A 24,919-nucleotide genomic window follows, 5' to 3' on the forward strand; every position below is an offset into this window, starting at 1 on the left:
GCTATTCACATGCTTTCGTATGGTAGGTATCTGCCTTAAGCTAAATGATCAATACTTAATCGATACTATAACTATACTGTAACTATACAGCAAACACGTTTTATCCGGCCGGAGAGATCTTCGAGCCAAGCTATTTAAATCGCAAAAATATTCACTAACTTATGGTTGGATTAAGCATGGGTTGTGCAGGAGATAATTAAAGAGCGGAAAGTTTACAGTCTATATCGTCAACGGATCATAAATAGCGATAAGCGAATCGTAAACCTTTATTCCATGTGATACAAACCCATCGTATTTTTAAGGTAAATTAAGTGGGAGTAAGTATACAAAAGCGAAAATACCTCGGATAGTACGTCGTCATGGAGCAAATGATAACAAGGAAGTATGAAACATATTTTTAAGATGGGAATGATCAGTGCCTGCATCGGTTTATTCTTTTCCTGCAAAAAGCAAATGAGTCCGTTGTCCGAAGATTACTATAAAAAAGGAGAAACGGTTTACTTTATTCCGGGCGGCAATGATTTTGAGCGTGGTTCAAGAAAGATGGACGTCGATATCAGCAGTTTTTCTGTCATTAAAACTGTCTATGCACGCGACAAAAATACGATCTATTTTATGGGTTGCCCGCAACAGCTCGTAGACGCAAAGACCTTTAAGCTCAAGGAAAACATACCGGTGGATCAACATCACGTCTTTCATTTCACGGGCTTTCCATCAGCGACAGGCGCATGCAGCAAGCAACAGCTTACCATCGTGAAGGGCGCGGATCCCGAAACATACAACACGCTCTATGATCAACTTCAGTCCCTCTCCAAAGACAAAACACACTATTTCTACCAGTCCTCACCGATAGACGTCGATTATGAGACATTCGAAATTTTGAATGAAAATTTTGTAAAAGATAAAAACCGGCTCTACGTAGTCACACAGAAAGGCATCAATCCACTCCAGTATACAACAGATCAAGTTAAAGTTGTCAACAGTGAATATCTTATTTTGGATGGCAAAAAGCTGCTGTATTACGAACCTTATCAAGGCATAGGTGTACTCGAAACGGCTTTGCCCACGGCCAATAACATCAGATTGTTGGACAGAAAATCAATTATTATCGATCAATTGGTTATCATAGGGGGAAAGCGTTTTCCCTTCGCAGATGTGGATGCCGAAAGCTTCAAAATATTGGAAGGAATTGGCGGGAACTCCTTCTGGTCCGGCGACAAAAATCATATTTATTATAACGAACAGCTTCTGTCCGAAGCCGACCCAAAAACCTTTGAAGTGCTCAAGCGTGCCGTTGCTAAAGATGCCAAGCATATTTTCGTCGGCGATAAAATCTTCAGAGATGCCGATGTCAAAAGTTTCAGGGTGGTTGATAAATCTGAAACAAGTCATGATTTTGAAGATGATCTGGGACATAAGTATTGGTACCGCCCCAAAGCGGGTGGAGCGGAGCTTATTCCGGTGGAGAAGAAATAATGGTATTGCTTGAATCTATTAGTTTAATATCGGTCGTCTAACTAAGTATAAGTTCATAATGTACAGATCTCCCAAGCCCAATTTGTTCAACTATACCTTGCTCTTGCAGGTATTGCAGATCCCTTGTTGCAGTAGCTTTTGAGGTTTTCGCAATGGACATATACTTTTTTGCTGTCATGCCACCGACAAATCCTTCAATCCCCTGTTCTAGCATGCGATTAATAACTTTCATCTGTCGCTCGTTCAATAAGTCCCGGTTTCGATCAAAAAACTTTGCTTTTATTACTGTAAACTCAATCAGTTCTTTTGCTTCTTTTTGAGATTCTAAAATAACTTGGGTAAAGTAGCCTATCCAACCTGTGATATCCAAGCTAGCCTGAGCAATTTTTAGATTTTCATAATAAGCCTGCTTATTTTTTTCAATAGTCTTTGATATCGACAACAAGACAGGGGTCTGTAGCGTATTGGATAAAGTGTATTCTGCCAGCGCTCTTCCGATCCGTCCATTTCCATCTTCGAAGGGATGAATAGATTCAAAATACAAATGGACAATAGCTGTCTTGATCAGGGCGCCGATAATATACTCCGACTCTTTAATTTCATAGGATTTAAACCAATGAATAAGTTGCTCCATCTCTTTTGGTACAACAACTGATGGAGGAGCTTCATAGTGGACAACTTCTTTACCATATGAGCCGGAAATTATCTGCATAGGTTCATCACCGGTACGCCATACTCCTGTATTAATTTTCGGAAATCCTGCCATAAGTATGGCATGCCACTGCTGGATCAAATCGACGCTTAATTCTTTTACCGCACTCTCCCGTACGGTTGTCATCAATTTCGCAACACCAGTAACTCTTTGGTCATGAACGACTACGTCGTCTTTAATACCGAGATTTCTTTTGATGGAGGACATTACGTCCGCTCTGCTCATATATTCGCCCTCGATCTCTGAAGTTTTCATTGCCTCAACGATCAAAATCTCCATAAACGCTTCCTTTTTTAGTTCCGCATTTAATCCTGTTAACAAACCTTTTAGCTCTCCCATTTCTTTAGCAAATGCAACAGCTATAGGTAGAATCTCTTCGATACTATAGCTGAAATGGGGCCATTCTTTATATTGCCAATTATACATTTGAGCCGATTTTAAACCCTAATCGGCTCAAATATAAGCAAATTTTGAGCCGATTAACCAATTTAATCGGCTCATCGAAAAAATAATACAGGAACAAACGGACTTTATATGGCTGTCCAGTAACTGACCAATCCGATTCATAATCACGGAATTCGGCTATTTTTTCAACGCCAATTTTCGCCTACTTTAGCCAAGGGATTACAATAGGTAGCACAAATCCTTCGAAAGCGCTTTATTGGCAGGGTAAAAAATAGCTAGGTTTCCGCAGCCCATTTGACGATAACCGATTTCAATAAAAAAGAAAAAAATGATCAGATCAACACTAATAGGTTTAATAAGCGTGCTTTGTATGACAGCCTGTGCACAAAAGTCCACCATAAATCCAGCCTTGAAACCCATCCATTGGATTCCAATGCAGACTCAAGACAAACAATTCGTTTATTCGGACAGTGCGCTCCGTCAGCAATTGCCGCAAAAATTCGCCCATGCCGATTTTTTTACCCCCACAGGTTATGCCATCGTTTCAAATACAAAAAATCAGCAGGCTTTAATTAATTCAAAGGGCGAGTTTATCGAAAATTATTCGGATACCGATCTCGGGCTACAAACACTAGGCCAGGTGACGTTGCTTATGAAACGTCAGGAACATGAAAAAAACCTTCCTTTCTGGAATTGGGATTGGAATATCCTAGGTGGTGGAATAAAAAAAACAGCTACCTACATCAAAGTAGAAATCCGGGTATTGGAAACCGGCCAGGTGTTATTGGATAAAGATGTTCCTTACGACGAGAACGAGTACAGTCTGGCCCTATACCATTTGGACGACCAACATGTTGTCTTAAATGGAAACCTCTATCGACTGAAAGATCAGCATTTAAAAAAGCTCAGCACCAAAGTTGATCTGATCCTGGAAGATGGCCGTTATATTCCTGTAGCTGAAAATCGTTTTGAAATTTACGATATCCAACATGAGCGGCCTATTTCATCCAATCTGATCGCTGTGGATAAGATAGACCTGCATTGGAAGGGGCAACTCCTGCAATTGGATTCCATTAATCAGGAACGCTTTGCACCAACAGTTCCAAAATTATTAAAAGACGATAGTTCCGGAAAGATCTACGCGTTCCCACAATATGACAAAGCGCTTCCAACACAGATCAAACAGGCTACTGCCGCACAGATTGCTTTTCTGAAAGAAGCCTCACTCCTGTATTCTGTCAACAACTCGCCTTACTTTATTCTGGGAAGGTTTAATTATGACCATGAGGTCTGGGCTTATGACTGGCTGTATCTTGACAAGGATGGCAATTTATTGGATAAAATCAACGTCAAGGATTTCTTTATATTGGATCAAGTGGGTGATCTGGTCTGGCCGGATAAGCATATGTTGTTTACCAAGAACACCCTTGAAAAAGGCTGGAAAACGGGGAAAATTAAGTACGTTTATCAAACCGAAGCACTTTACCTGATCAACATCAAAAAAGGGGAACAGGATCCAACGATGGGGCTTTGGAATGCGGGCGCCAAAACATGGGATCTACTGCCAGATTTCCGACATATCGAGATCCTCGACGGCAAACAACAGATATTTGCCTTACAGACACAGCAAGATGGCCCCTACACCTTGTACGATAATAAAACAAAAAAGCAGATCGGAAGCAAAAGTTATAACACGATCAGCTCAAATGGCCTGGTACGGGAAAAAGATACGGAAAATAAAGATAATTACTATTATATAGATATTTATACCGGAAAAGCGTACCGCGAGTAAGAGCTGGTACCTGAACAACATCCGGTGATCGCCAGAAAAAACGCCCCGTTGTGTTGTAACACACAAACGGGGCGAAAAGTGTAAAGGAAATTATTTTTTTATTTCACAGCTTCCAATAGTTTATGGAAAATAGCTGTATTATCATATACACCACGGAATAAAAACGAGCGCGCTCCATACGCAAATACAGGAACGAATGCATTGGTGTGATCGTTGCTGCTGAAATTAACCATCACACGTCCTGATTTCCGGTCTGAATCGAGCAATGTAATTCCCCCGGTTTCATGATCAGCCGTTACTACAACCAGCATCTCCGGATCCTGATCGGCTAGCTTGAGGGCTTCTTCTACAGTTTTATCAAAATCCAATGTTTCCATGACCGAATATTTGAGGTCATTTGCATGGCCAGCATAGTCAATCTGCGCAGATTCAGCCATCAGAAAAAATGGTTTGTTGTCCCGGGACAGAAACTTTATGCCATCCAGCATAGACTGTTTTAAAATCGCCGGCCGACCATCTTTGACGGGCTTTACAAGTTCGTCCGACAGGAAAACAATTTGTTTTCCGCCAGATGGATTGAGCTGATCTTTTACGATCGAAACACCGGTATATCCTTTCCAGTCATTTTTCTTCTCCAGCCATCCCGGCTTTCCGCCCAGGATAAAATCCATGGTGGAATGTTGGAATTGCCCCAAAATGGATTCACTCTCATTCCGTTCCCGCTGATGGGCATAGAAAACTGCCGGCGTAGCGTCGGTCACATCACCGATACTGATCACGCCGGTTTTCCAGCCCTGATCAGCAAGTACCGCAGCGACACTAGGTAAGGGTTTTCCAGTGGTATCGACGGCGATAGCACGATTATTTACTTTCTGCCCCACCGCAATGGCTGAACCTCCGGCGGCGGAGTCCGTATTATCCGAATTCAATGCCTCGGTCTGTGAAAGTCCAACTGTCTTGATCTGTGTCATGGTGAGTGCACCGCCATTGGCCAGCGTTGCCGCTTTAACGGCTGCCAGCCCCATACCGTCTCCAATAAGCAGCAGAATCCGCTTCACCTTACGGTCCTGACCATCATATTGATAACTGGGTGTATAGACTGTCTGCGGTTTTGCCGATTGAAAAGATGAACGTTCGCGCTGATCGAGAAATAATTCCAAGGTCTTTGGATGGTCAGTATTGATCCAGTACACGCCGAGATTGATAAGCTGCTGCCAGGCATTGGGACTGTCGTGTGTTCCGTAAAAACGAAAACGGAGTCCCAGTGAATCTGCTTTGGCGATTGCCTTTTTGATTGCCGGAACATTTTCGGGTAATCCCTTACCATTCCAATCCGTATAATCCTTCAGATCCGCACTGATCAATCCGGTCTGTGCCAGGCTCGCTGCATCATAAGTCCAGTTAACCTCCCCATCAAAAAACAACCATTTGGGATAATCCTTGAATCCCGCTGGCTTGGGACGCCCACCGGTCACGATGACCTTAACGGCATTGGGATTTTTAAGCGGATTGAACAGATCGCCATATTGTTCAAGTGCTTTGACAAGAATGGCCAATACCTGTTTATAATTTTCTTTCACATCAATCAGAAGCTGAAGCTGTTTTGATTTATCTGCAAAGGCAGTTCCGCCATTTTTGCGGTATAGCTTAGCAACAGGATCCAGGTAAAGCGCGTTAAGCGTATTCTCCGTTTTGATTTCCTTTGCATCATGCGCAACCATCAATTGACCATTGCGCAGAAAAATATCCGCTTCAATAGATTGCATACCCGCATAATAGGCCGTATAGAAAGGCTGACTCTGCCAATAATCGTTATGACTATGGCCAGCATAAGGAGTAGCTCCCGCCTTTTCTTTCTCCCGGCTGAACATCAGTTGCTCAAATTTTTCATTGAGTGTTTGTGCGGAAGACCCCAGAGGTCCTCCGCACAAGCTCGCGATGATCAATAAGCCACCCAATTTAGTTTGGAAGACTTTTGGAACGTTTACCATCCTTGATTTTGTTTAATCAAACCTGCACTATTATCCACTTCCCTGCGCGGTACGGCCCACACATGGTGAATTTTCGGATCAAATTTACGACCTGCAAACTCGACAGGCATGCCTGAACCATTCTTCATCGCATAGGTATGAAGTGGCTTGGCGTAGGTATCCTGTGCATCACCCCAGCGTACCAGATCGCGGTGACGGTCTGCAAATTCGCCGGCCAGTTCATTACGGCGTTCGCGTTTCAGATCAGCCAAAGTCATGCCCGTCTTTTCAATCAGTTTGGCACGTTTACGGATCATATTCAATTCTTTATCTCCCGCTCCGGTACCATTGAGCATAATCGAAGCTTCGGCCTTGATTAATAAGATCTCTGCAAAACGGATCAAAGGCACATTCAGATCCGTGGCCATGTGATTTCCATTTGGACTCACATGTTTACCCACTGGATTTACATGCGAGAAAGGTTCCATGTACTTGTTGAACTGCATATCACAGGTCGCGGAACTTGCCGGAGTGAATATCCGCTCGCTACCGAAGAACGTAAATTTATCCCCTGGCTTCAAGATTGTCGCCTCTCTGCGTGCATCACCAGCTTCATACGAATCATACAACTCTTTCGTTGGCATATAGTATCCCCAACCATTGTATAAGCCCCAGGCACCATTGGTCAGCATTACACCCGGTAAAATAGATCCCCAGCCGTCTGTCCCTGCTGCTGTACTCGTGACAGACCAGATATATTCAGGGCCCCAGTTATTCGTAGCTTTGAAGACATCTGTAAAAGTAGGTTCAAGTCCACGTTTACCTTGGTTGATGATCATATCAGCATAGATAATGGCATTTTTGTAATCTTTTTTATACAGGTACATTTTGGAAAGCACCGCCCATGCTGCCACTTTATGCGCCCGGCCATAATCCGCTTCTCCCAGTTCACTGAAAAAAGGCAGTTGATCAGCAGCCTCTTTCAGCAGTTTTTCTATATGACGATAATTTTCTTCGATATTGGCCGCTCTCGGTGTAGCCTTTTCGTTATCCATATTTTCAACAGTAACGATAGGAACGCCAGCTCGTTCATCTGCATAATTCGCAGCCAGCTGGAAGTACATATAACCGGCATTAAAATTGGCTTCGCCCAGGATACGTTTCTTTAACGCTTCATCCATGGAGATCGAAGGAACATAGCGCAAGATATCATTGGCCTGTTTAATAATCGCATAGCGCATTTGCCATTGTGATTCGGTGTAGCCACCACCGATGTAATTGCTGTTAAAGGTGCGGATATTCTCCGCCTGCGCATTATTTCTTCCGGTGACCATATCGTCGCTGGCATTCAAAAACCAGGCAAATCCACGGCCATAGAAATCCTCTTCATCATAGAGGTAATAGAGCCCATTGGCCCCTTTTATTGCATCTTCTTTCGTTTTCCAATAACTTGCTTTTGACGGAGGCCCCTCTGGCAGGATATCCAATTTGTTGGTACAAGATTGAAAAGACATTCCCATACTTCCTAAAAGCAGGGCAAAACATATATTTCGAGTTATTTTTTTCATTGGAGTATTTTTTTAATATTCACAGGACAATCAGGTTTAATCATTCGATTCACTGACCTGAAAAGCTGTATCATCCTTTATTTTATCCAAATTTGAGATTAAAAAGTGACAGCTGCTCCCAACATAAATGTACGTGACTGCGGATAACGGCCCGCATCCACACCAAAATTGTTCATTCCGACCTCAGGATCCATTCCCGTATATTTCGTCACGGTAAACAGATTGGTCGCCGAAGCAAAGAACCGTAATTTCTGCACTTTATATCTTTGTGTTAGTTCTTGTGGCAATGTATATCCCAGGGAAAAATTCTTTAAACGTAGATACGATCCATTTTCCACATAAAAATCCGACACATTGGAGAAGTTGCCATTCGGATCTTTTACCGATACACGTGGTATATTTGAATTTGGATTGCTCTCTGAGTACGCATTCTTGATCTCTTCAAACATATTGTAAGGTTGTCCGGACGCCGCATTTAAACCTGTATATTTCAAGGCATTGAACAATTTATTCCCTTGTACCCCCTGGAAAAAGATATTGACATCAAAGTTCTTGTAACTACCATTGAAGGTCAGTCCGTAATTAAAATCCGGATAGGCACTTCCTAAAAACACGCGGTCTTTATCATCAATTACGCCATCTCCGTTTTGATCCACAAATTTCATGTCCCCGGCCTGGGCGTTAGGTTGTATTTTGGTCCCAGTACTGCCTTTATACTGCTCAGCCTCCTGATTGGACCTAAATAGACCTGCAGTTTCCAAGCCATAGTACGAATACAGTGGCTGTCCTGGTTCGGTCAATATAGGTTTCAGGATGCCGCGATAGTCAACCTGCGAGGTTATTTTTGGAAATTCGTCAATTAAATAATCCACATTATTGGTGATTTTATTGACTGAAGCTGAAATATCATATTGGAAAGCAGCGTCTGATTTGCTGCTATAGCTTACAGCAAGTTCAATTCCTTTGTCCGTAACACGTCCACCATTGACAGTTTTGGTCTCCAAACCAGTTGTCCCTGCCAATGCGATATCCATCAACATCCGATCTGTCCGCTTAACGAAATAATCCGCATTCAGGGTCAAACGATTATTTAATACACCGATATCTAAACCAATATTTGTCTGATTCGATTGCGCCCAGGTCAAGATAGGATTGCCCATGATTTTTTCAACATATCCAGGCATTAACGCTGGTATTTTACCAACCCAATTGTCTACACGCTGTAATAATGGACTTACAGCCGTAGAGCTCAACGTTCCTAAATTACCTAAAATACCATAACTTCCTCTTAATTTCAACGTATTGATTACTTCGGAATCCGAAAGAAATGCCTCGCGGTGGATTGCCCAGGCACCGGATACAGAACCATAATTTTGGAACCTGTTATCTTTTGCCACCAATGAAGTACCATCCCGACGGCCGATCAAGGTCAACATATAACGGTTATCGTAATTGTAATTTACCCGCAAAAGGTATGATATCAATGCCTGCTCAAGCTTCCCATCAACGACTGGCTGAATACGTCCAGCATTGACTAAGTAACGGTAGTTTTTAGCCTCATCATCAAAGTTTTCGCCGATAACATTATGGTAGCTGTTTGTTGTTTTTTGATACATATATCCTGCTAGGGCGTCGAAATGGTGCAGACCAAAATCTTTTTCATAGGTCAATGTCTGTTCAGTCAAGATATCTGTCAGACGATTGGTATTAACGGCGAGCGAATTGGACATATTGGGTTTTCCAATTTCCGGAATACGTGCCGTAAATTCCTTGAAATCGGTGAATTGCTTTGTATAGGCAAAGTTTGATCTAAATTTCAAGCCCGGAAGCAATTTAAGCTCAATATAGGGATTGATCAATAGGTTATGTACGGGATTATTGACATCCAATCGGCTTAAGTAAGCTACCGGATTGATTACATCACCATAAGTGCCTGGCCCATACTCCACGGGGAGTCCTGAGAACTTACCTGCGGCATCATATACAGATACATTTCTTGGATAGTGAATGGCGGATAATACAGCCCCAGTATAGCCTGAACTTGTATTGGCACCTTGTCCATTGGTAAAGGAGTAGGATATATTTTCACCCAACTTCAACCAAGGAGTCACTTGGGTCTGTGAATTTACACGGAAATTATATCGTTTAGAATACGTATTGATCAATATACCTTCGGCATTTCGGTAGTTGAAGCCGGTGTAGAAAGAAGACTTTTCATTACCTGCACTCGCCGACAGATTATAATCCTGTACACGTGCCGTACGGAAAATTTCGTCCACCCAATCGGTACGGGTGATCTGTCCATCCGGATATTTGCTTGCATCAAAAGCCGGGTTGCGTGCTACGCCCGCATTGTCGGCCGCCTGATTGGAGATCATGGCACGATCTGCTGCATTCAGCGCTTTGATCAAGTTATGCGCTTTCTGTACGCCATATTTCGCTTCAAAATCAATTTTCAAATCACCGTTCTTACCACCTTTTGTTGTGATCAGGATAACACCACCGGAAGCACGCGCTCCATAGACGGCTGCTGCCGCATCCTTCAACACACTAATATCCTGAATATCGTTGGGGTTGAGCTCCGGAGCCCGTGCCTGAAGTACCCCATCAACAACGTATAGAGGCTGTTCACCATTGATACCGCCCATACCACGGATATTGATACTCGGTTTAGACGTTGGGTCTCCCCCCTCAGCAGTTACCGTAACACCGGGTGTCTTCCCCTGAAGCACTTCCCCTATTCCCGCCATTGAACGGCTGTTTGTACCTTTCAAATCTGTTGTAGCAACAGCACCTGAAACTGTACTCTTGCGTTGCGTACCATAACCAACCACCACGACTTCTTCCAATTGACTGGCGTCTTCTGTCAGGGTTACTGACAAGCTATTACCTGTCACCTGTTGATCCAGTGACTTGTACCCTACAAAACTATAACGCAGCGTCTCGCCCTGTTTGGCTGACAACTGAAACTGTCCATTTGCGTCGGTTACTGCTGTTTTTCCTGATTGAACGTTTTTAACTGTTACTCCTGCAACAGGCACGCCATTGTTCGCGACAACTGTTCCTTTAATCTGATCCTGAAAGACACTGCTTCCAACGATGGCAGAAAAAGGCTTTTTTACGGGGAATGCTTGTCCCTGATAGGCAATCCCAAGCGCGAGTGGTAGAATTAGAAATTTATTCATATGATTGATAATGTGTGGCGAAAGTAGAAATTAAGGGTTATCAAAATTTTAATATCATATTAACAAAATGTAAACCCGCCTTCAGTTCGTTTAATTGGTATATTTTTTTTGGTTTTCATAAAAATATAAATTTTTTTTTATGTCATCAAATGTATGTACATAATAAAAATTCGATTTAGCATCCTTTTTTATGAACCTTTTGTATTCGAACAGAATCGGATATAGTAATTTTTTTTACTTATCTTGTCATCCAAAAAATAACAACCTTTATGATACCAAGACTCAAACGAATCGCACTCATATCTTTACTACTACTCAGCGCCGCAACAAGACTCTTTGCTCAGGACAAGGGGAAGGCAGACTGGTTTAAAGATGCCCGTTTTGGCATGTTTATCCACTGGGGGCTATACAGCGCCGCCGAGGGCATGTGGAAAGGAGAGCCTTTACGGTATATGAACAACTATGCGGAATGGTTGCGCTACCGCAACCGCGTATCGAAAGAAGAATATGGTAGTCTAGCCAAACGCTTTGACTGGGACAAGATCGATCCGGAAAAGTGGGTACTCCTGGCAAAGGAGGCCGGGATGAAATACATGATCATCACGACCAAACATCACGATGGCGTAGCGCTATGGGATACGAAAGTCGGCACCTATAGTTTGCCCAAATTGAGCGGCTCTAACCGCGATGTGATCAAGGAAATTGCAGCTGCCTGTAAAAAACATGATATGAAACTTGGCTTTTACTACTCACATTGGATCGACTGGGAGCATCCCTATGGCTGGAATCATCAGCAAGAATTGTCCGGACATGTCACGGATGCACAATATAATCAATACTGGCAGGAAAAGGTAATCCCCCAGCTGCGTGAACTCATGAGCAACTACGGCGATATTTCACTGATATGGTTTGACATGTGGATCCCCTACCAAAAATCCATTATCAAAAAAGAACAGTTGCTTCAGGTCGTAAAATTGATCCGCGAGTTGCAACCAAACTGCCTGATCAATTCACGTCTAGGTCTTCCGACAGATGCCGAAAATGTAGATTTCGAAACCCTTGGCGACAATCAGTTTGGCAGCAAGTATATCGCTCATCCTTGGGAGACGCCGGGCACGATCGCACACTCCTGGGGCTACAACGGACAGGAAAACGAATGGAAATCCACCAGTCAGATCTTTCAGTCATTGATTTCAAACGTTAGTCTCAACGGCGGATTCACGTTAAATATTGGTCCTCGCGCCGATGGTACTGTCCCTTACGAAAGTGTCAGCCGTCTGCACGATGTCGGCTCCTGGCTGAATACCTACGGCCAAGGCATCTATGGTGGCACTGGCCTTGCGCTAAAAAACAACCATTTTGACTGGGGTTACCTGACCACAAAGACAGAACAAAACAAAACCGTTGTCTATGCGCATGTGTTCAACTGGCCTCTAGACCACAAACTTCGTATTACAGGTATAAAATCCAAACCGTCCAATATCGCGCTGATGAAGGGAAACAATTTAACGACCCTGAACTACGAACAGAAATTAAGCGCAATACATATTGACTTACCAGGAGACCAGCCTGACCATTATGTCTCGGAAGTAAAATTGACCTTCGATGGCCCCTTGGAACTGGACAAAAATACCGTCCCGGAATCGACTTTTGGTGGCTTTTCCCTAAAATCAACCAATAGTCTGAACAATGAACTGAAAATAGTACGCTACAATGGGAAAAATCCAACCCACGCCATCCTCACCGGAAATACGAAGATCGACTGGGAAGTAACGGTTACAGAGGCCGGAACTTATGCGATAGATTTCTCTGCGCACAATCCCAATAAAGAAAATATTCCCTTCGAAATTAGCGTCGCCAGCCAACAATTGAACGGAAGTTTTGAACCAACTAACAAAATGGTTGTCGAACCAAATGAAAACAACTACACCGAAGAATTTGTGGAAAAACGTATCGGAACATTAAAATTTGACAAACCAGGTAAATATATTCTAACGTACAAAAGTCAACAGCAGCTTCCACTATGGTTTAATTGGTTATGGCTGGAAAAAACAAAAAATTAACCGATTTAGTATAAACGTCCCTCATAAGAATCATCAAAAACCTTTGACCTAAAGTCAGAGGTTTTTGACTTTTCAACCTATTCAATCTAATAAATTGCTTCACAGCCTATTAAACAAAAGTTACCTATTTTAATATTTTTTTTATTATTTTGGATTAAAAGTTACCAATTTTGTAAATCGAGACAGGATCAGTCTCTTCACTTATAAATGAGTAAATTAATCCTAAAAATTGTCGGACAATGCATCTGCAACGGGACTCTTTATCTACACCTTCCGCTCAAACAGAATGTTCGGGGTTAGAAGGATTGATTACAATTTTGGAAGATGGAAGCATTCTACATCTCAACGCACGCGCATGTGAGCTTTTAGGTTTAGGCAAGACGGAGACTAAAGGCAAAAAACTACATGAATTAATCACATTCTATTCATCGGATGATACTTCTGCCCCCGTAGCAGAGCTGACTCCCTTCCAGATCCGTCCTGACGACAATCGGATCCATGAAGAAAAAATTCTGGGTATCGCAATTGAAGACAAATTTAAATGGTTTGTATTTCATATCAACCCGTTCAGGGAAGAGGATAAGACCGGCCTGCAGCTGTCTTTCTTCGATGTCTCCAAGCTGGTCAATCAAAACCAGAGCTTAAAAGACAAACAACATCAGCTGCAATTACTCGTTGCTTCGCTCAACGATCTTGTATTTGAAGTCACCGACACGGGGGTGTTTAAAAATTATTGGACCAACGACACAAAACAGCTATTTTACCCACCCGAAGAATTCCTGAATAAAAGCCTGACCGAACTTTTTCCGGCAGACCTGGCCATACCAACGATCCAACTGATCCAGAACTCACTCAAGCTTGACCGTGAGTTTAAAATGGAGTTTCAGTCTCCTTCCGAACAACATAAGGGCAAATGGTATAGTCTACAGATAAAACCTATCCACCGGACACAAAATCGGGTTGCTTTGGTCATCTCGGATATTACAAAACAGATCGAATCAACGGAAAAAATACGTTTTAACGAGCATAAATTCAATCAGGCTTTTCATTTCTCAGGGTTGGGTATTGCCTTGACGGACCTTGATGGCTACTGTATTGAATCAAACCAAACGCTGACGAAAATCCTCGGCTATTCACAGGAAGAAATGTCAACAACGAGGTTCTCCACCAATACACACCCGGACGACGTCGAACGCGAGATTGAACTCCGTAAAAAACTTATCCGGGGTGAAATTGAAAGCTTTACCATACAAAAACGCTATCGACACAAACTGGGTCATTATGTATGGTGCTCTGTCACCATCGCCGCAGTTTTTGACAATGCCGATATGCCCTTATTTCTGATTGTTCAGGTGCAGGATATTTCAGAGTCAAAGAAAAATATCGAAATATTAAAACGGCAAAAATTAGAATCTGATCTGGTTAAAATGGACCTTGAAACCAAAGTCAGACAACTGGAAGAATTTGCGCATATCCTTGCCCATAACCTAAAGGGCCCCTTGAGCAATATGCCGATGCTCATCGATGAACTGCAAGTAACGAAAGATGAAGAGGTAAAGACTGAATTCCTGAATCTTCTGAAAATCAGCACCGGGCAACTTACCGAAACCCTGCAGGAACTGGGGGATATCCTCGAATTACGTTCAAATAAATCCCTTGTATTTGAAAACTGTGATTTTCTCCAGGTATATCATAAAGTAAAACAACAATATATAGAGGAAATACAGCAAAAGAATGCAACGATTTCCGTCGAATTTAATGTGGCAAATATCCATTACCCCAAAATCTACCTCGAAAGCATTCTCAGTAACCTCATCAGCAATTCCCTTCGGTTTACAGCCAAGGATAAAGCACCTTACATCGAGATCAGGACTACGCTGGAGGAAGACGGTACCTTATTGACTGTCAGGGACAATGGACTAGGTATTAATTTACCCAAATATAAATCCCAGCTCTTCATGTTCAAGAAGGTTTTCCATCGTGGCTTTGAGAGTAAAGGAGTCGGATTATTTCTCACACGCTATCAGGTGGAGTCACTGGGCGGCAAAATAGATGTGCAAAGTGAACCCAACGAAGGCAGTGTCTTTTCCGTCAAATTTTTAGAACGAAAGCAATGAATCAGGAAAATAAAAGAAAAGTCATCCTCATAGACGACAATGCGATCTTACGTACCATTTTTGGCTACATGCTTCAGGGATTTGCGGATTACCCCATTGAATTCTTTCCCTTCAAAAATGCACTGGATGCTTTGGATTTTCTGGAGTCGCATGATATCAGCACATCGTCTGAGCCGGCCATATTGTTTGTCGATATCAGTATGCCTTTTATGACAGGTTGGGAACTGATGGACATCCTAGAGGATAGAACCGATTTTATCGAGCAGACTCAGATCTTTATTATCAGCTCCTCCACGAGCCAAAGCGACCAGGAACAATTGGCAAATTATCCTTTTATCAGCGGTTTTATTTTAAAACCTTTCGGCAAGGAACAACTGTATGAAATTTTAAGGGTACGCATTTAAAAAACTCCTTTCTACAGGGGGATTACAATGCCGGCTATCGACCTACACCCGCATACTGCCGGAATGCTGGTTTGACCTACCCATCTTGGCCGGATAAAAGAAGAAAGCGTTGAATAGCTGAAATGATGCTTTAGGGAGCTGGCTGTAAATCGCAAAAAAAGGGGCTATCCAACCTTTTGGATAGACCCTTCATTTACGTTAAATGGCCTTACATTTTTCAGCAAGCCAATTCTTTTCTTCACTTGAAAGATGCGTTGACAGTTGATCAAACACCCATTGGTTATAATTATTCAACCAGGAAACATGTCTTTCTTCCAACACGGATTTCTCCACGAGCGCTGTATCGATATAACATATTGTCAGGGTCTCAAAATCCAGAAATTCGCCAAATTCAGAGGAACCGGCCTTACGGGTCAGGACCAAATTCTCGATACGGATACCATGTTTACCGACCCGGTAGAGCCCAGGTTCAATGGAGGTAATCATACCCGGTTCAACCGCAACGTCTATCGCCGCGGCATTAAATACCTGCGGTCCTTCGTGTACATTCAGGAAAAACCCGACACCATGTCCTGTACCATGACCATAGTTACGCAATGTCTCCCACAGTGGACGGCGGGTAATGGCATCAATCTGATAACCCCGGGTACCTACAGGGAAAATAGCCTGCGAGCCCTCAATTGTGCCTTTCAGCACCAAGGTATAGTCCTCTTTTTCCTCTTGGGTAAGTCCCCCTAGCGAAACGACCCTTGTAATATCCGTAGTACCTGTTTTGTATTGGCCACCGGAGTCTACCAACAGTAATCCTTTCGGACGCAACGTATAATTGGATTTTTCGTTTGCCGAATAGTGTGGCAATGCGCCGTGATCCAGATAACCTGCAATTGTCGTAAAAGAAACATCCACAAATCCATCTTGCTCCTCCCGGAATCCACGTAACTTCGCTGCGATCGACAGCTCCGAAAGTTCTTCACTGGCCACATTTTCTTCCAACCATTTAAAAAACTTCGTAAGTGCGACACCGTCTTTTACAAAAGTATGCCTGTTATTTTCAATTTCTACTTTATTCTTAATCGCTTTTAAAGTCGTCGAAGGATTTATTTTTTCGACGATTTTAACACTTTCTGGAACGCTATCAAACATCGCAAAGCAGGTGCGTTTTGGGTCAATTAAGATCGCCTTTGCCTGCAATGTCTCTATCGACTGATAGATATTGTCGTATGCAGCGATTTCAACGCCATAGCTTCCTAATTCAGCAACGGTTTCGGCGCTCAATTTCGAGGGTTCGATGTAAAGTGTCGCCGAATCAGCAGTGATCAATACGAACCCCAAAACAACTGGGTTGCAAGGTACATCCTGACCACGGATATTCAATAGCCAAGCAAGATCATCTAAAGATGATATTAAATGTGCATCGGTCCGATTTTTCTTCATTTCAGCCCTTACAGCTTCAATCTTCGCCACGGTAGATTGTCCTGTTGTACTTTCCGGCAACAAGTAGGCCCGCGCTTTTGGCAGCTCTGGTCTACCGGCCCATAAATCAGCTAGTAAATCAACATGCCCATCCACCTTAATATCCAAGGGTTCCAAAACTCCTTTGACAGATTGAGCAACCAAGAGTGACGCCAGATTCCCGTCAAAAGCAACTTTCGCTCCTGCATTCAATTTCTCTCCTAACCAATCCGCATACTCCGCCGCTGCCTGGACTTTCAGTTTAACCAATTCAAAACCGGTTCCTTCCAATTGCTCTGCTGCCTGGACGAAATAACGGGAATCTGTCCAGAGGCCTGCAAAATCCTGTGTAATTGCCAGCGTACCTGCAGATCCGGTAAAACCTGATGCCCAAGCAATACATTTGTAACGTTCTGGTAAATATTCACTGATATGAGGATCTGATGATGGGATAATATATCCATCGATTCCTTGAATCTTCATCGCCTCACGAATAGCAGCTAATTTTTCGATATGCTTCATGTCGTCTATACAATTTTATGCAAGTTAGGATTTTTTAGGGTCGAATGCCTAACTTTAAGCCAAATAAAACAAACTGAGTCTACGCGTATGCACATAGTGAAGTAATACGCCCATCACAGCAGAAGTAAAATATCAATTACCCGGACCGAATAAAGTCCGACGAAATAACATGTTAATGAAAAAATTTGCGCTCTATTCCATTGCACTATCGACCTATGCATTTACTGGCCTCACAGGTTCGTTATTTGCACAGGATCTACGAACCAAAATCCAGTCTGCATTCAATCAGTTTCAAAGTCAGGAAAACGTAACAAACGCGATCAGTTCGCTGACCGTGTTTGATGGAAAGACCGGACAGACTATCTATGCGGCCAATGAAAATATCGGGCTAGCCACAGCTTCCACCATGAAAGTGATTACTGCAGCTACGGCATTGGATTTTCTGGGCAAGAATTATCAATTTAAAACCACCCTATACTATACAGGTACCATAGATGAAACCGGCGTGCTGAATGGCAACATCATTGTAACAGGAACTGGAGACCCTACCTTGGGCAGTAGCCGTTACCCAGAGACCAAAGCGGATGTCGTGCTGAACAAATGGATCGCAGCTATTCAAAACGCTGGGATACGAAGCATCAACGGAGCAGTTATTGCCGATGACCGTCTATATAATGGCAACCAACTACCGGGCGGTTGGATCTGGACAGACATGGGCAATTACTATGGCGCAGGCATTTCATCGCTCAACTGGCGCGAAAATGCTTTTGGTATAAATTTCAGCCCGAGCAATAAAGTGGGGGCAAAAGCCGAAATTGTCCAAGACACGACCCGGGCTCCTTACCTGAACATTATCAACGAAACCACCACTGGTAAAGCTGGCACTGGGGACAATGTGTATGCCTATGCTGCACCTTATTCGACCAAAATATTTGTCCGCGGAACCTATGGTCAGGATTTAAAGAAGACCATCGAACTCGCCTCCCCCGACCCCGCCTATGACCTTGCTTTCCAACTAAACGAAGGCCTCAGCAAACAGGGGATTATTGCAACCCACCCACCTGAAACCGGCGCTAAAATGGATTCTGTAGATGTCTCGCAGAAAAAGACGCTAGATGTGCACCTATCCCCTACCATGGATAAAATTGTCTATTGGTTTAACCAAAAAAGCATCAACCTCTATGGCGAAGCTTTATTGAAGGCAATCGCCTATACCACGGCCGGAAAGACCGGTACGGATGATGGGGCCAATTACATCCAGAAATATTGGCAAGCTAAATTAGGTATTAAGCCCAGTGAACTCAACAGTATGGACGGTTCGGGACTTTCACCACAAAATAGGGTCACCACGCTTGCTATGAACAAAATCATGCAGTATGCCCAAAAGCAAAATTGGTATCCTGTATTCTATGAAAGTCTGCCCACCTACAATGACATGAAGATGAAAAGCGGAACAATCGGTGGCGTACTGGGCTATACCGGTGTACACGCCAATAAAAATGGACAATCCTTTACCTATACACTATTGGTCAATAATTATTCCGGATCAGTGTCCAATATGCGTAGGCAAATGTTTAAATTACTGGATGTTTTGAAATAACATATTATTGTCTATTTATAATAAGATATTGGCAAATATTTCCAAATATCAAAAAGAATGATAGATTTGTAGCCTTAAATTAATAAAATCGTAATGAGTAACACTAATCGTAAACAGGCAGCGTTAACTTACCACTCAATGGGTAGACCTGGAAAAATAGCTGTTGTTCCGACAAAACCAACAAATTCGCAAAGAGACTTATCATTAGCATATTCTCCTGGCGTAGCGGAGCCATGTTTGGCTATTGCCGAGAATAAGGAAGATGCTTATAAATATACCGCAAAAGGGAACCTTGTTGCTGTTATCAGTAACGGGACAGCTGTCTTGGGCCTAGGTGATATCGGCGCTCAAGCAGGTAAACCTGTCATGGAAGGAAAAGGTTTATTGTTCAAAATTTTCGCCGACATCGATGTATTTGACATCGAAGTGGACACCAAAAATGTCGACGAGTTCGTTAAAATCGTAAAAGCATTGGAACCAACTTTCGGTGGTATCAACCTGGAAGACATCAAAGCTCCTGAATGTTTTGAAATTGAGCGTCGCCTGAAAGAGGAAATGAATATTCCGGTCATGCACGATGACCAACATGGTACAGCAATCATTTCCGGTGCGGCCCTGATCAATGCCTGTGAAATTCTCGGAAAAGATATTTCTAAAGTTAAAATCGTCGTGAATGGTGCCGGTGCGGCAGCGATGTCCTGTACAGCAATGTATATTTCTGTAGGCGCAAGCAAAGAAAACATCGTAATGCTGGACAGTAAAGGTGTTATCCGTACGGATAGAGAAAATCTGGATAGCATGAAAGCACAATATGCTACAGATCGCGATATCCATACCCTAGCAGATGCCGTAAAAGACTCCGATGTATTTATCGGATTATCAGCTGCGGATGTCATGTCAGCAGAGATGTTGCTATCAATGGCTCCTAATCCTATTGTTCTGGCAATGGCTAATCCAAACCCGGAGATTGCTTACGATTTAGCGATGGCTACCCGTAATGATATTATCATGGGTACCGGTCGTTCGGATTATCCAAATCAGGTAAACAATGTATTGGGCTTCCCTTACATCTTCCGCGGTGCGTTGGATGTGCGTGCGACAGCAATTAATGAGGAAATGAAAATTGCCGCTGTACGTGCTATTGCTGATCTGGCAAAACAACCAGTTCCAGAAGAGGTCAATCAGGCTTATAATACCAGCAATTTAAAATTCTCGGAAGAATATATCATTCCTAAACCTACCGATCCACGTTTGATCACGGAGGTTTCTATGGCTGTGGCAAAAGCAGCGATCGAATCCGGCGTAGCGAAAACAGCAATCGAAGACTGGGATAAATACCGCGATGCATTACGTAAACGCCTAGGTAAAGATGATGCGATCATGCGCAACTTAACGATGGCTGCTAAAAGAGATCCAAAACGTGTTGTTTTTGCTGAGGCAGATAATTACAAAACCTTACGTGCTGCTCAGATCGTAAAAGAGGAAGGTATCGCAATTCCGATTCTTTTAGGTAAAAAAGAGAAAATCGAACGTTTGATCCATGAATACGCTTTTGAACTGGACGGTGTAGAGATTATTGACCCTGTTGCAGAGGTTGATGGTGAAACAGAGCGTTCAAAAAAATTCATCGAACACCTTTATAACAAAAGACAACGTCGCGGAATCTCCCGCTACGACGCACGCAAACTGATGTTTGACCGTAACTATTTCGGGGCTTCATTAGTGGAGTTTGGCGAGGCAGATACCTTGATTTCCGGGATGACCAAAAATTATGCAAACACCATCCGCCCAGCATTGCACGTTATAGGTGCTAAACCCGGCAGCCGTGTAGCAGGTATGTATATGATGTTAACAAAAAAAGGTCCTATTTTCATGGGTGATACAACCGTGAATGAGGATCCTACGGCGCAAGAGCTTGTGGATATCACCTTGCTTTTGGACAAAGCTGTTAAACGCATGAATATCCAACCGCGTATTGCCTTATTGTCTTACTCTAATTTTGGTTCTAGCGAAGGAAAAACACCAACCAAAGTAAGAGCGGCAGCTCAGATCTTACACGATCAACATCCGGATATTATTGCTGACGGTGACCTGCAGGCTAACTTTGCTTTAAACAGTGATATGTTGACTGACAACTTCCCATTCAGCTGTTTAAACGGACAGTCAGCAAATACACTTGTTTTCCCTAATCTGGAATCAGGCAATATCGCCTATAAATTATTGCAGGAAGTCGGTGAAGCGGAAGCTGTAGGTCCAATTCTTTTGGGTATGAACAAACCGATCCATGTACTGCAATTGGATAGCTCAGTCCGTGAAATCGTCAACATGGTGACTATTGCCGTGGTTGATGTTCAGGCTCATCTCAAAAATTTATAGAATAGCTTAAAATCTTCCTATATTCGTAGTACTATGTACGAATATTTCAATGGAAAATTAGCATATAAAGCCCCCACTCATGTTATTATCGACGTGAGTGGGATTGGCTATTATGTCCACATCTCTCTTTATACCTTTTCCCAAATCAAGGATCAGGAAAACTGCAAATTATTTATTTCACTGCAAGTCCGGGAGGATTCTCATACGCTTTATGGCTTTGCTACCGAAGGTGAGAAAAAACTGTTCGAGAATCTGATCTCGGTTTCAGGTATCGGTCCCAATACGGGGCGGATGATCCTGTCGTCCAATACCCCGGATGAAATCCAATCGGCCATTGCCAATGGTCAGGTTGCTTTAATTCAAAAAATTAAAGGGATCGGCCCGAAAACAGCACAACGTCTGATCCTGGAGCTTCAGGATAAATTGAAAAAACAGGGTGTGGAAGCGCTTTCACCAACCATTCAGTCGCAATCCGTACCGGACGAAGCTTTGTCTGCACTGGTTATGTTGGGCTTTAATAAAGTAGCGGCAGAAAAGGTATTGAATACCATTCTAAAGACAGAAAGCAATCTTTCTGTAGAGGATATGATCAAACTTGCCCTAAAGAGACTATAGTATATGCCGACTGATCTATTGATTTGGCCACGAACATGTAGCTGAGCAACAGATCCGTTGAATAGCGCCAACATCAAATAGCTAGCTTATACTACGAAACAGAAAAGGAACCGAAGTTCCTTTTTCTATTTTCCCACCGGCAGTCTTCATTCGAATCCCGCATAGCGATATGCGATCTCAAACAGCGAATATCTAGGTAACAATTTAAGAATTGAAAGTAGACTAACAGGGACTTTATGCGGACCTTATACGGACCTCATTCGGACTTCATTCGGATAAACACGTATGAAGTCCGTCTTATTCCCGGCTATGATTAGTGCTAAAAACCTAGAAAATATGAAGAAGATTCCCACTTGTCCCCTCCCTGCCACAGATTTATTTGCCTCAATAACCGAGGGATCTGCCTGGTCGGTGTGTAACCGCGGGATGATAGCAGTTGAAATGAGTTATCGAATGACAAGTACGGCTGTGGATCTACATGAATCACCGTATGTCTTCAAGAAATAACACAAACGATTGCCCTAACAAAAACAAACACATAATCAATCACTTACAAAAACACACAAGCCCTTCCTTCACGTCGCTAAAGCCTATTTGTTACAATCTAGCGTTGCTAAAACGTATTTATTCCCTTATTTTTAGCGTTTGTATTTCAGTTATAATCTCACACATGAAAAAATTATTTTCACTTGCGCTCGCTTTCAGTTTAGGAGCAGCAGTATTTGCGCAGGAAAAGAAAGACATCACGTTGAACATTGTGCCTCTACCGCAACATGTTCAGATCAAAAACGGATCATTTAAAGTCAACGCAAACACTAAAATTGCATTTGACAGTGATGAGGATAAAAAAATTGCCACCTTATTCCAGGATTTTCTAAAAAGCAATTACAACCTCAATCTAGCATTGGTTAAGTCACCGGGGAAGAATAGTATCTATTTTTCGTCCAAAAATGCAAAATCCGCAAACACGGAAGCATACGAACTAAACATCGCTTCGGATCAAATCACGGTCAGTGGAAAAGCATCAGGTCTATTTTATGGTATGCAGTCGCTAATCCAGTTACTACCTGTCGATAAAAAAGCAGACATCGAAATTCCGCAGGCGTCCATTCAGGATGAACCTCGTTTTGCTTACCGTGGACTGCATCTTGATGTTGGCCGTCATTTCTTCCCTGTAGAATTTGTTAAGAAGTACATTGACATTTTGGCCTCTTACAAATTGAATACCTTTCACTGGCATCTGACCGATGATCAGGGATGGCGCATCGAAATTAAGTCACATCCTAAATTAACGCAGATCGGCGGTTACCGCAAGCAAACATTGCTGGGCAACTATAAAACCGACGGAGACTATGACCATACGCCTTATGGCGGTTTCTACACCCAGGAACAGATCAAAGAAGTCGTGGCTTACGCCAAATCTAAGTATGTTACCGTCATCCCTGAAATCGAGATGCCCGGTCATGCTTTGGCAGCACTTTCTGCTTACCCAGAGCTCGGTTGTGGCGATAAACCGGGACCGTATACTGCAGCACAGACCTGGGGGGTATTTGATGATGTATTCTGTGCCGGAAAAGAAGAAACATTTAAGCTATTGGAGGATGTGATCGACGAGGTGATCCCCTTATTCCCTAGCGAATATATTCATATCGGTGGCGATGAATGTCCTAAAACAAGATGGAAGACCTGTCCACATTGCCAAAAAAGAATCAAGGATAATAATCTCAAAGATGAACACGAGCTGCAGAGTTATTTTATCCAACGTATGGAAAAGTACATCAATGGCAAAGGTAAACGTATCATTGGATGGGATGAGATCTTAGAGGGCGGTTTAGCACCAAACGCGACTGTTATGAGCTGGAGAGGTGACCAAGGAGCTATCGATGCCGCAAACCAGGGTCATGATGTTATCATCACTGCAAATAGCTACGGTCTTTATTTTGACCACAAACAAGGAGCGGATCAAAATAGAGAGCCTTTGAGTATCGGCGGTCTTTCGACATTGGCTAAGGTATACTCTTCTGATCCTATGCCTAGCAAAATCTCTGAAAACAACAAGAAACATGTCTTGGGTGTTCAGGCGAATATCTGGACGGAATATATCGGTTCTTCCAACAAAGTAGAGTTTACCATCTTACCACGTGTATTGGCCCTATCTGAGATTGCCTGGACCCAGCCTGAAAAGAAAAACTGGAAGAATTTTTCCGAACAACGGGCTGCACGCCAATTGGCAAAGCTAGATCAGACAAATACATTCTATCGCGTACCTGAGGTATATGGTATCTCTGACACAACAATATATGCCTCAGAATATACCATCCGCGGATTGAAACCATCTGTGGAAGGTGCAAAAATCTATTATACCTTGGACAACTACGATCCTTCGGAATTAGATCTAGAGTATACAGGTCCGGTTAAAGTGACTGTCCCAGATAGTAAAGAACGTGTATTCAAAGCAGTCGTTGTTACTCCTTCCGGAAAAAGAAGCAATTACATCCGGATAAACATTATCAATACAAAGAAATAAAATAATATACCCCATGCGAAAGCGCTAATATTCTGTTAACTTTGAACAGGTATTAGCGCTTTTTTCTGAATTACCTTTTTTTGGGATGTTAGAAAATAAACTGCTATCGATTTCCATCGTCGTTGCAGGCTGTAA

At 42.8% G+C, this 24,919-nt stretch carries 15 protein-coding genes; 10 read left to right on the forward strand and 5 right to left on the reverse strand.

Annotated features, from left to right (window positions below; all coding sequences use genetic code 11):
- Window positions 1-384 precede the first annotated feature (384 nt).
- Window positions 385-1,476, forward strand: a complete 1,092-nt coding sequence (locus BWD42_RS18820; protein WP_077437957.1) for a DKNYY domain-containing protein — start codon at window positions 385-387, stop codon at window positions 1,474-1,476.
- A gap of 37 nt (window positions 1,477-1,513) precedes the next feature.
- Here the strand turns inward: BWD42_RS18820 and BWD42_RS18825 are convergent, their stop codons facing one another.
- Window positions 1,514-2,614, reverse strand: a complete 1,101-nt coding sequence (locus BWD42_RS18825) for a Fic family protein (RefSeq protein ID WP_077437958.1) — start codon at window positions 2,612-2,614, stop codon at window positions 1,514-1,516.
- A gap of 307 nt (window positions 2,615-2,921) precedes the next feature.
- On the opposite strand from BWD42_RS18825, the gene BWD42_RS18835 reads away from it, so the two are divergent.
- Window positions 2,922-4,385, forward strand: a complete 1,464-nt coding sequence (locus BWD42_RS18835; RefSeq protein WP_139351214.1) for a hypothetical protein — start codon at window positions 2,922-2,924, stop codon at window positions 4,383-4,385.
- 98 nt (window positions 4,386-4,483) lie between these two features.
- Here the strand turns inward: BWD42_RS18835 and BWD42_RS18840 are convergent, their stop codons facing one another.
- The 3 genes from BWD42_RS18840 to BWD42_RS18850 form a co-directional block, all read right to left on the reverse strand.
- On the reverse strand, window positions 4,484-6,376 hold the full coding sequence (locus tag BWD42_RS18840) for an alkaline phosphatase (RefSeq protein WP_077437961.1): 1,893 nt from the start codon (window positions 6,374-6,376) through the stop codon (window positions 4,484-4,486).
- Window positions 6,370-7,923, reverse strand: coding sequence for a RagB/SusD family nutrient uptake outer membrane protein (locus tag BWD42_RS18845; RefSeq protein ID WP_077437962.1), 1,554 nt, complete (start codon window positions 7,921-7,923; stop codon window positions 6,370-6,372). The genes BWD42_RS18840 and BWD42_RS18845 overlap by 7 nt, the downstream gene beginning before the upstream one ends.
- A gap of 98 nt (window positions 7,924-8,021) precedes the next feature.
- Entirely contained in the window at window positions 8,022-11,108 is a 3,087-nt protein-coding gene (locus BWD42_RS18850; RefSeq protein WP_077437963.1) for a SusC/RagA family TonB-linked outer membrane protein, read from the reverse strand.
- 269 nt (window positions 11,109-11,377) lie between these two features.
- Between BWD42_RS18850 and BWD42_RS18855 the strand changes: the two genes are divergently transcribed.
- The 3 genes from BWD42_RS18855 to BWD42_RS18865 all read left to right on the forward strand — a co-directional run bounded on the left by BWD42_RS18855 (window position 11,378) and on the right by BWD42_RS18865 (window position 15,692).
- Entirely contained in the window at window positions 11,378-13,171 is a 1,794-nt protein-coding gene (locus BWD42_RS18855; protein ID WP_077437964.1) for an alpha-L-fucosidase, read from the forward strand.
- Window positions 13,172-13,410: 239 nt separating this feature from the next.
- Window positions 13,411-15,288: a PAS domain S-box protein gene (locus BWD42_RS18860; protein WP_077437965.1), complete on the forward strand. Its 1,878-nt coding sequence runs from the start codon at window positions 13,411-13,413 to the stop codon at window positions 15,286-15,288.
- Window positions 15,285-15,692, forward strand: a complete 408-nt coding sequence (locus BWD42_RS18865) for a response regulator (protein ID WP_077437966.1) — start codon at window positions 15,285-15,287, stop codon at window positions 15,690-15,692. The genes BWD42_RS18860 and BWD42_RS18865 overlap by 4 nt, the downstream gene beginning before the upstream one ends.
- 198 nt (window positions 15,693-15,890) lie before the next feature.
- Here BWD42_RS18865 and BWD42_RS18870 read toward each other — a convergent pair whose 3' ends face one another.
- Window positions 15,891-17,666, reverse strand: coding sequence for an aminopeptidase P family protein (locus BWD42_RS18870; protein ID WP_077437967.1), 1,776 nt, complete (start codon window positions 17,664-17,666; stop codon window positions 15,891-15,893).
- A 175-nt stretch (window positions 17,667-17,841) separates the two neighbouring features.
- On the opposite strand from BWD42_RS18870, the gene dacB reads away from it, so the two are divergent.
- The 5 genes from dacB to BWD42_RS18890 all read left to right on the forward strand — a co-directional run bounded on the left by dacB (window position 17,842) and on the right by BWD42_RS18890 (window position 24,784).
- Entirely contained in the window at window positions 17,842-19,266 is a 1,425-nt protein-coding gene (gene dacB, locus BWD42_RS18875) for a D-alanyl-D-alanine carboxypeptidase/D-alanyl-D-alanine-endopeptidase (protein WP_077437968.1), read from the forward strand.
- A 93-nt stretch (window positions 19,267-19,359) separates the two neighbouring features.
- On the forward strand, window positions 19,360-21,642 hold the full coding sequence (locus tag BWD42_RS18880) for an NADP-dependent malic enzyme (protein WP_077437969.1): 2,283 nt from the start codon (window positions 19,360-19,362) through the stop codon (window positions 21,640-21,642).
- A gap of 33 nt (window positions 21,643-21,675) precedes the next feature.
- Window positions 21,676-22,257 carry a Holliday junction branch migration protein RuvA gene (gene ruvA / locus BWD42_RS18885; protein ID WP_077437970.1) on the forward strand — a complete coding sequence of 194 codons (582 nt, stop codon included), beginning with the start codon at window positions 21,676-21,678 and terminating at the stop codon, window positions 22,255-22,257.
- A 336-nt stretch (window positions 22,258-22,593) separates the two neighbouring features.
- Complete coding sequence (locus BWD42_RS24805) at window positions 22,594-22,764, forward strand: hypothetical protein (RefSeq protein WP_175992093.1); 171 nt, start codon at window positions 22,594-22,596, stop codon at window positions 22,762-22,764.
- A gap of 163 nt (window positions 22,765-22,927) precedes the next feature.
- Window positions 22,928-24,784, forward strand: coding sequence for a beta-N-acetylhexosaminidase (locus BWD42_RS18890; RefSeq protein ID WP_077437971.1), 1,857 nt, complete (start codon window positions 22,928-22,930; stop codon window positions 24,782-24,784).
- The last annotated feature ends 135 nt before the right edge of the window (window positions 24,785-24,919 follow it).

It is taken from the genome of Sphingobacterium sp. CZ-UAM, from assembly GCF_002000245.1.
In the GTDB taxonomy this organism is placed as follows: Bacteria; Bacteroidota; Bacteroidia; order Sphingobacteriales; family Sphingobacteriaceae; genus Sphingobacterium.

Excerpts from the sequence above, each read along its gene's own strand:
- BWD42_RS18820 (WP_077437957.1), top strand. The coding sequence starts at position 385 with ATGAAACATATTTTTAAGATGGGAATGATCAGTGCCTGCATCGGTTTA.
- BWD42_RS18825 (WP_077437958.1), bottom strand. The coding sequence starts at position 2,614 with ATGTATAATTGGCAATATAAAGAATGGCCCCATTTCAGCTATAGTATC.
- BWD42_RS18835 (WP_139351214.1), top strand. The coding sequence starts at position 2,922 with ATGATCAGATCAACACTAATAGGTTTAATAAGCGTGCTTTGTATGACA.
- BWD42_RS18840 (WP_077437961.1), bottom strand. The coding sequence starts at position 6,376 with ATGGTAAACGTTCCAAAAGTCTTCCAAACTAAATTGGGTGGCTTATTG.
- BWD42_RS18845 (WP_077437962.1), bottom strand. The coding sequence starts at position 7,923 with ATGAAAAAAATAACTCGAAATATATGTTTTGCCCTGCTTTTAGGAAGT.
- BWD42_RS18850 (WP_077437963.1), bottom strand. The coding sequence starts at position 11,108 with ATGAATAAATTTCTAATTCTACCACTCGCGCTTGGGATTGCCTATCAG.
- BWD42_RS18855 (WP_077437964.1), top strand. The coding sequence starts at position 11,378 with ATGATACCAAGACTCAAACGAATCGCACTCATATCTTTACTACTACTC.
- BWD42_RS18860 (WP_077437965.1), top strand. The coding sequence starts at position 13,411 with ATGCATCTGCAACGGGACTCTTTATCTACACCTTCCGCTCAAACAGAA.
- BWD42_RS18865 (WP_077437966.1), top strand. The coding sequence starts at position 15,285 with ATGAATCAGGAAAATAAAAGAAAAGTCATCCTCATAGACGACAATGCG.
- BWD42_RS18870 (WP_077437967.1), bottom strand. The coding sequence starts at position 17,666 with ATGAAGCATATCGAAAAATTAGCTGCTATTCGTGAGGCGATGAAGATT.
- dacB (WP_077437968.1), top strand. The coding sequence starts at position 17,842 with ATGAAAAAATTTGCGCTCTATTCCATTGCACTATCGACCTATGCATTT.
- BWD42_RS18880 (WP_077437969.1), top strand. The coding sequence starts at position 19,360 with ATGAGTAACACTAATCGTAAACAGGCAGCGTTAACTTACCACTCAATG.
- ruvA (WP_077437970.1), top strand. The coding sequence starts at position 21,676 with ATGTACGAATATTTCAATGGAAAATTAGCATATAAAGCCCCCACTCAT.
- BWD42_RS24805 (WP_175992093.1), top strand. The coding sequence starts at position 22,594 with ATGAAGAAGATTCCCACTTGTCCCCTCCCTGCCACAGATTTATTTGCC.
- BWD42_RS18890 (WP_077437971.1), top strand. The coding sequence starts at position 22,928 with ATGAAAAAATTATTTTCACTTGCGCTCGCTTTCAGTTTAGGAGCAGCA.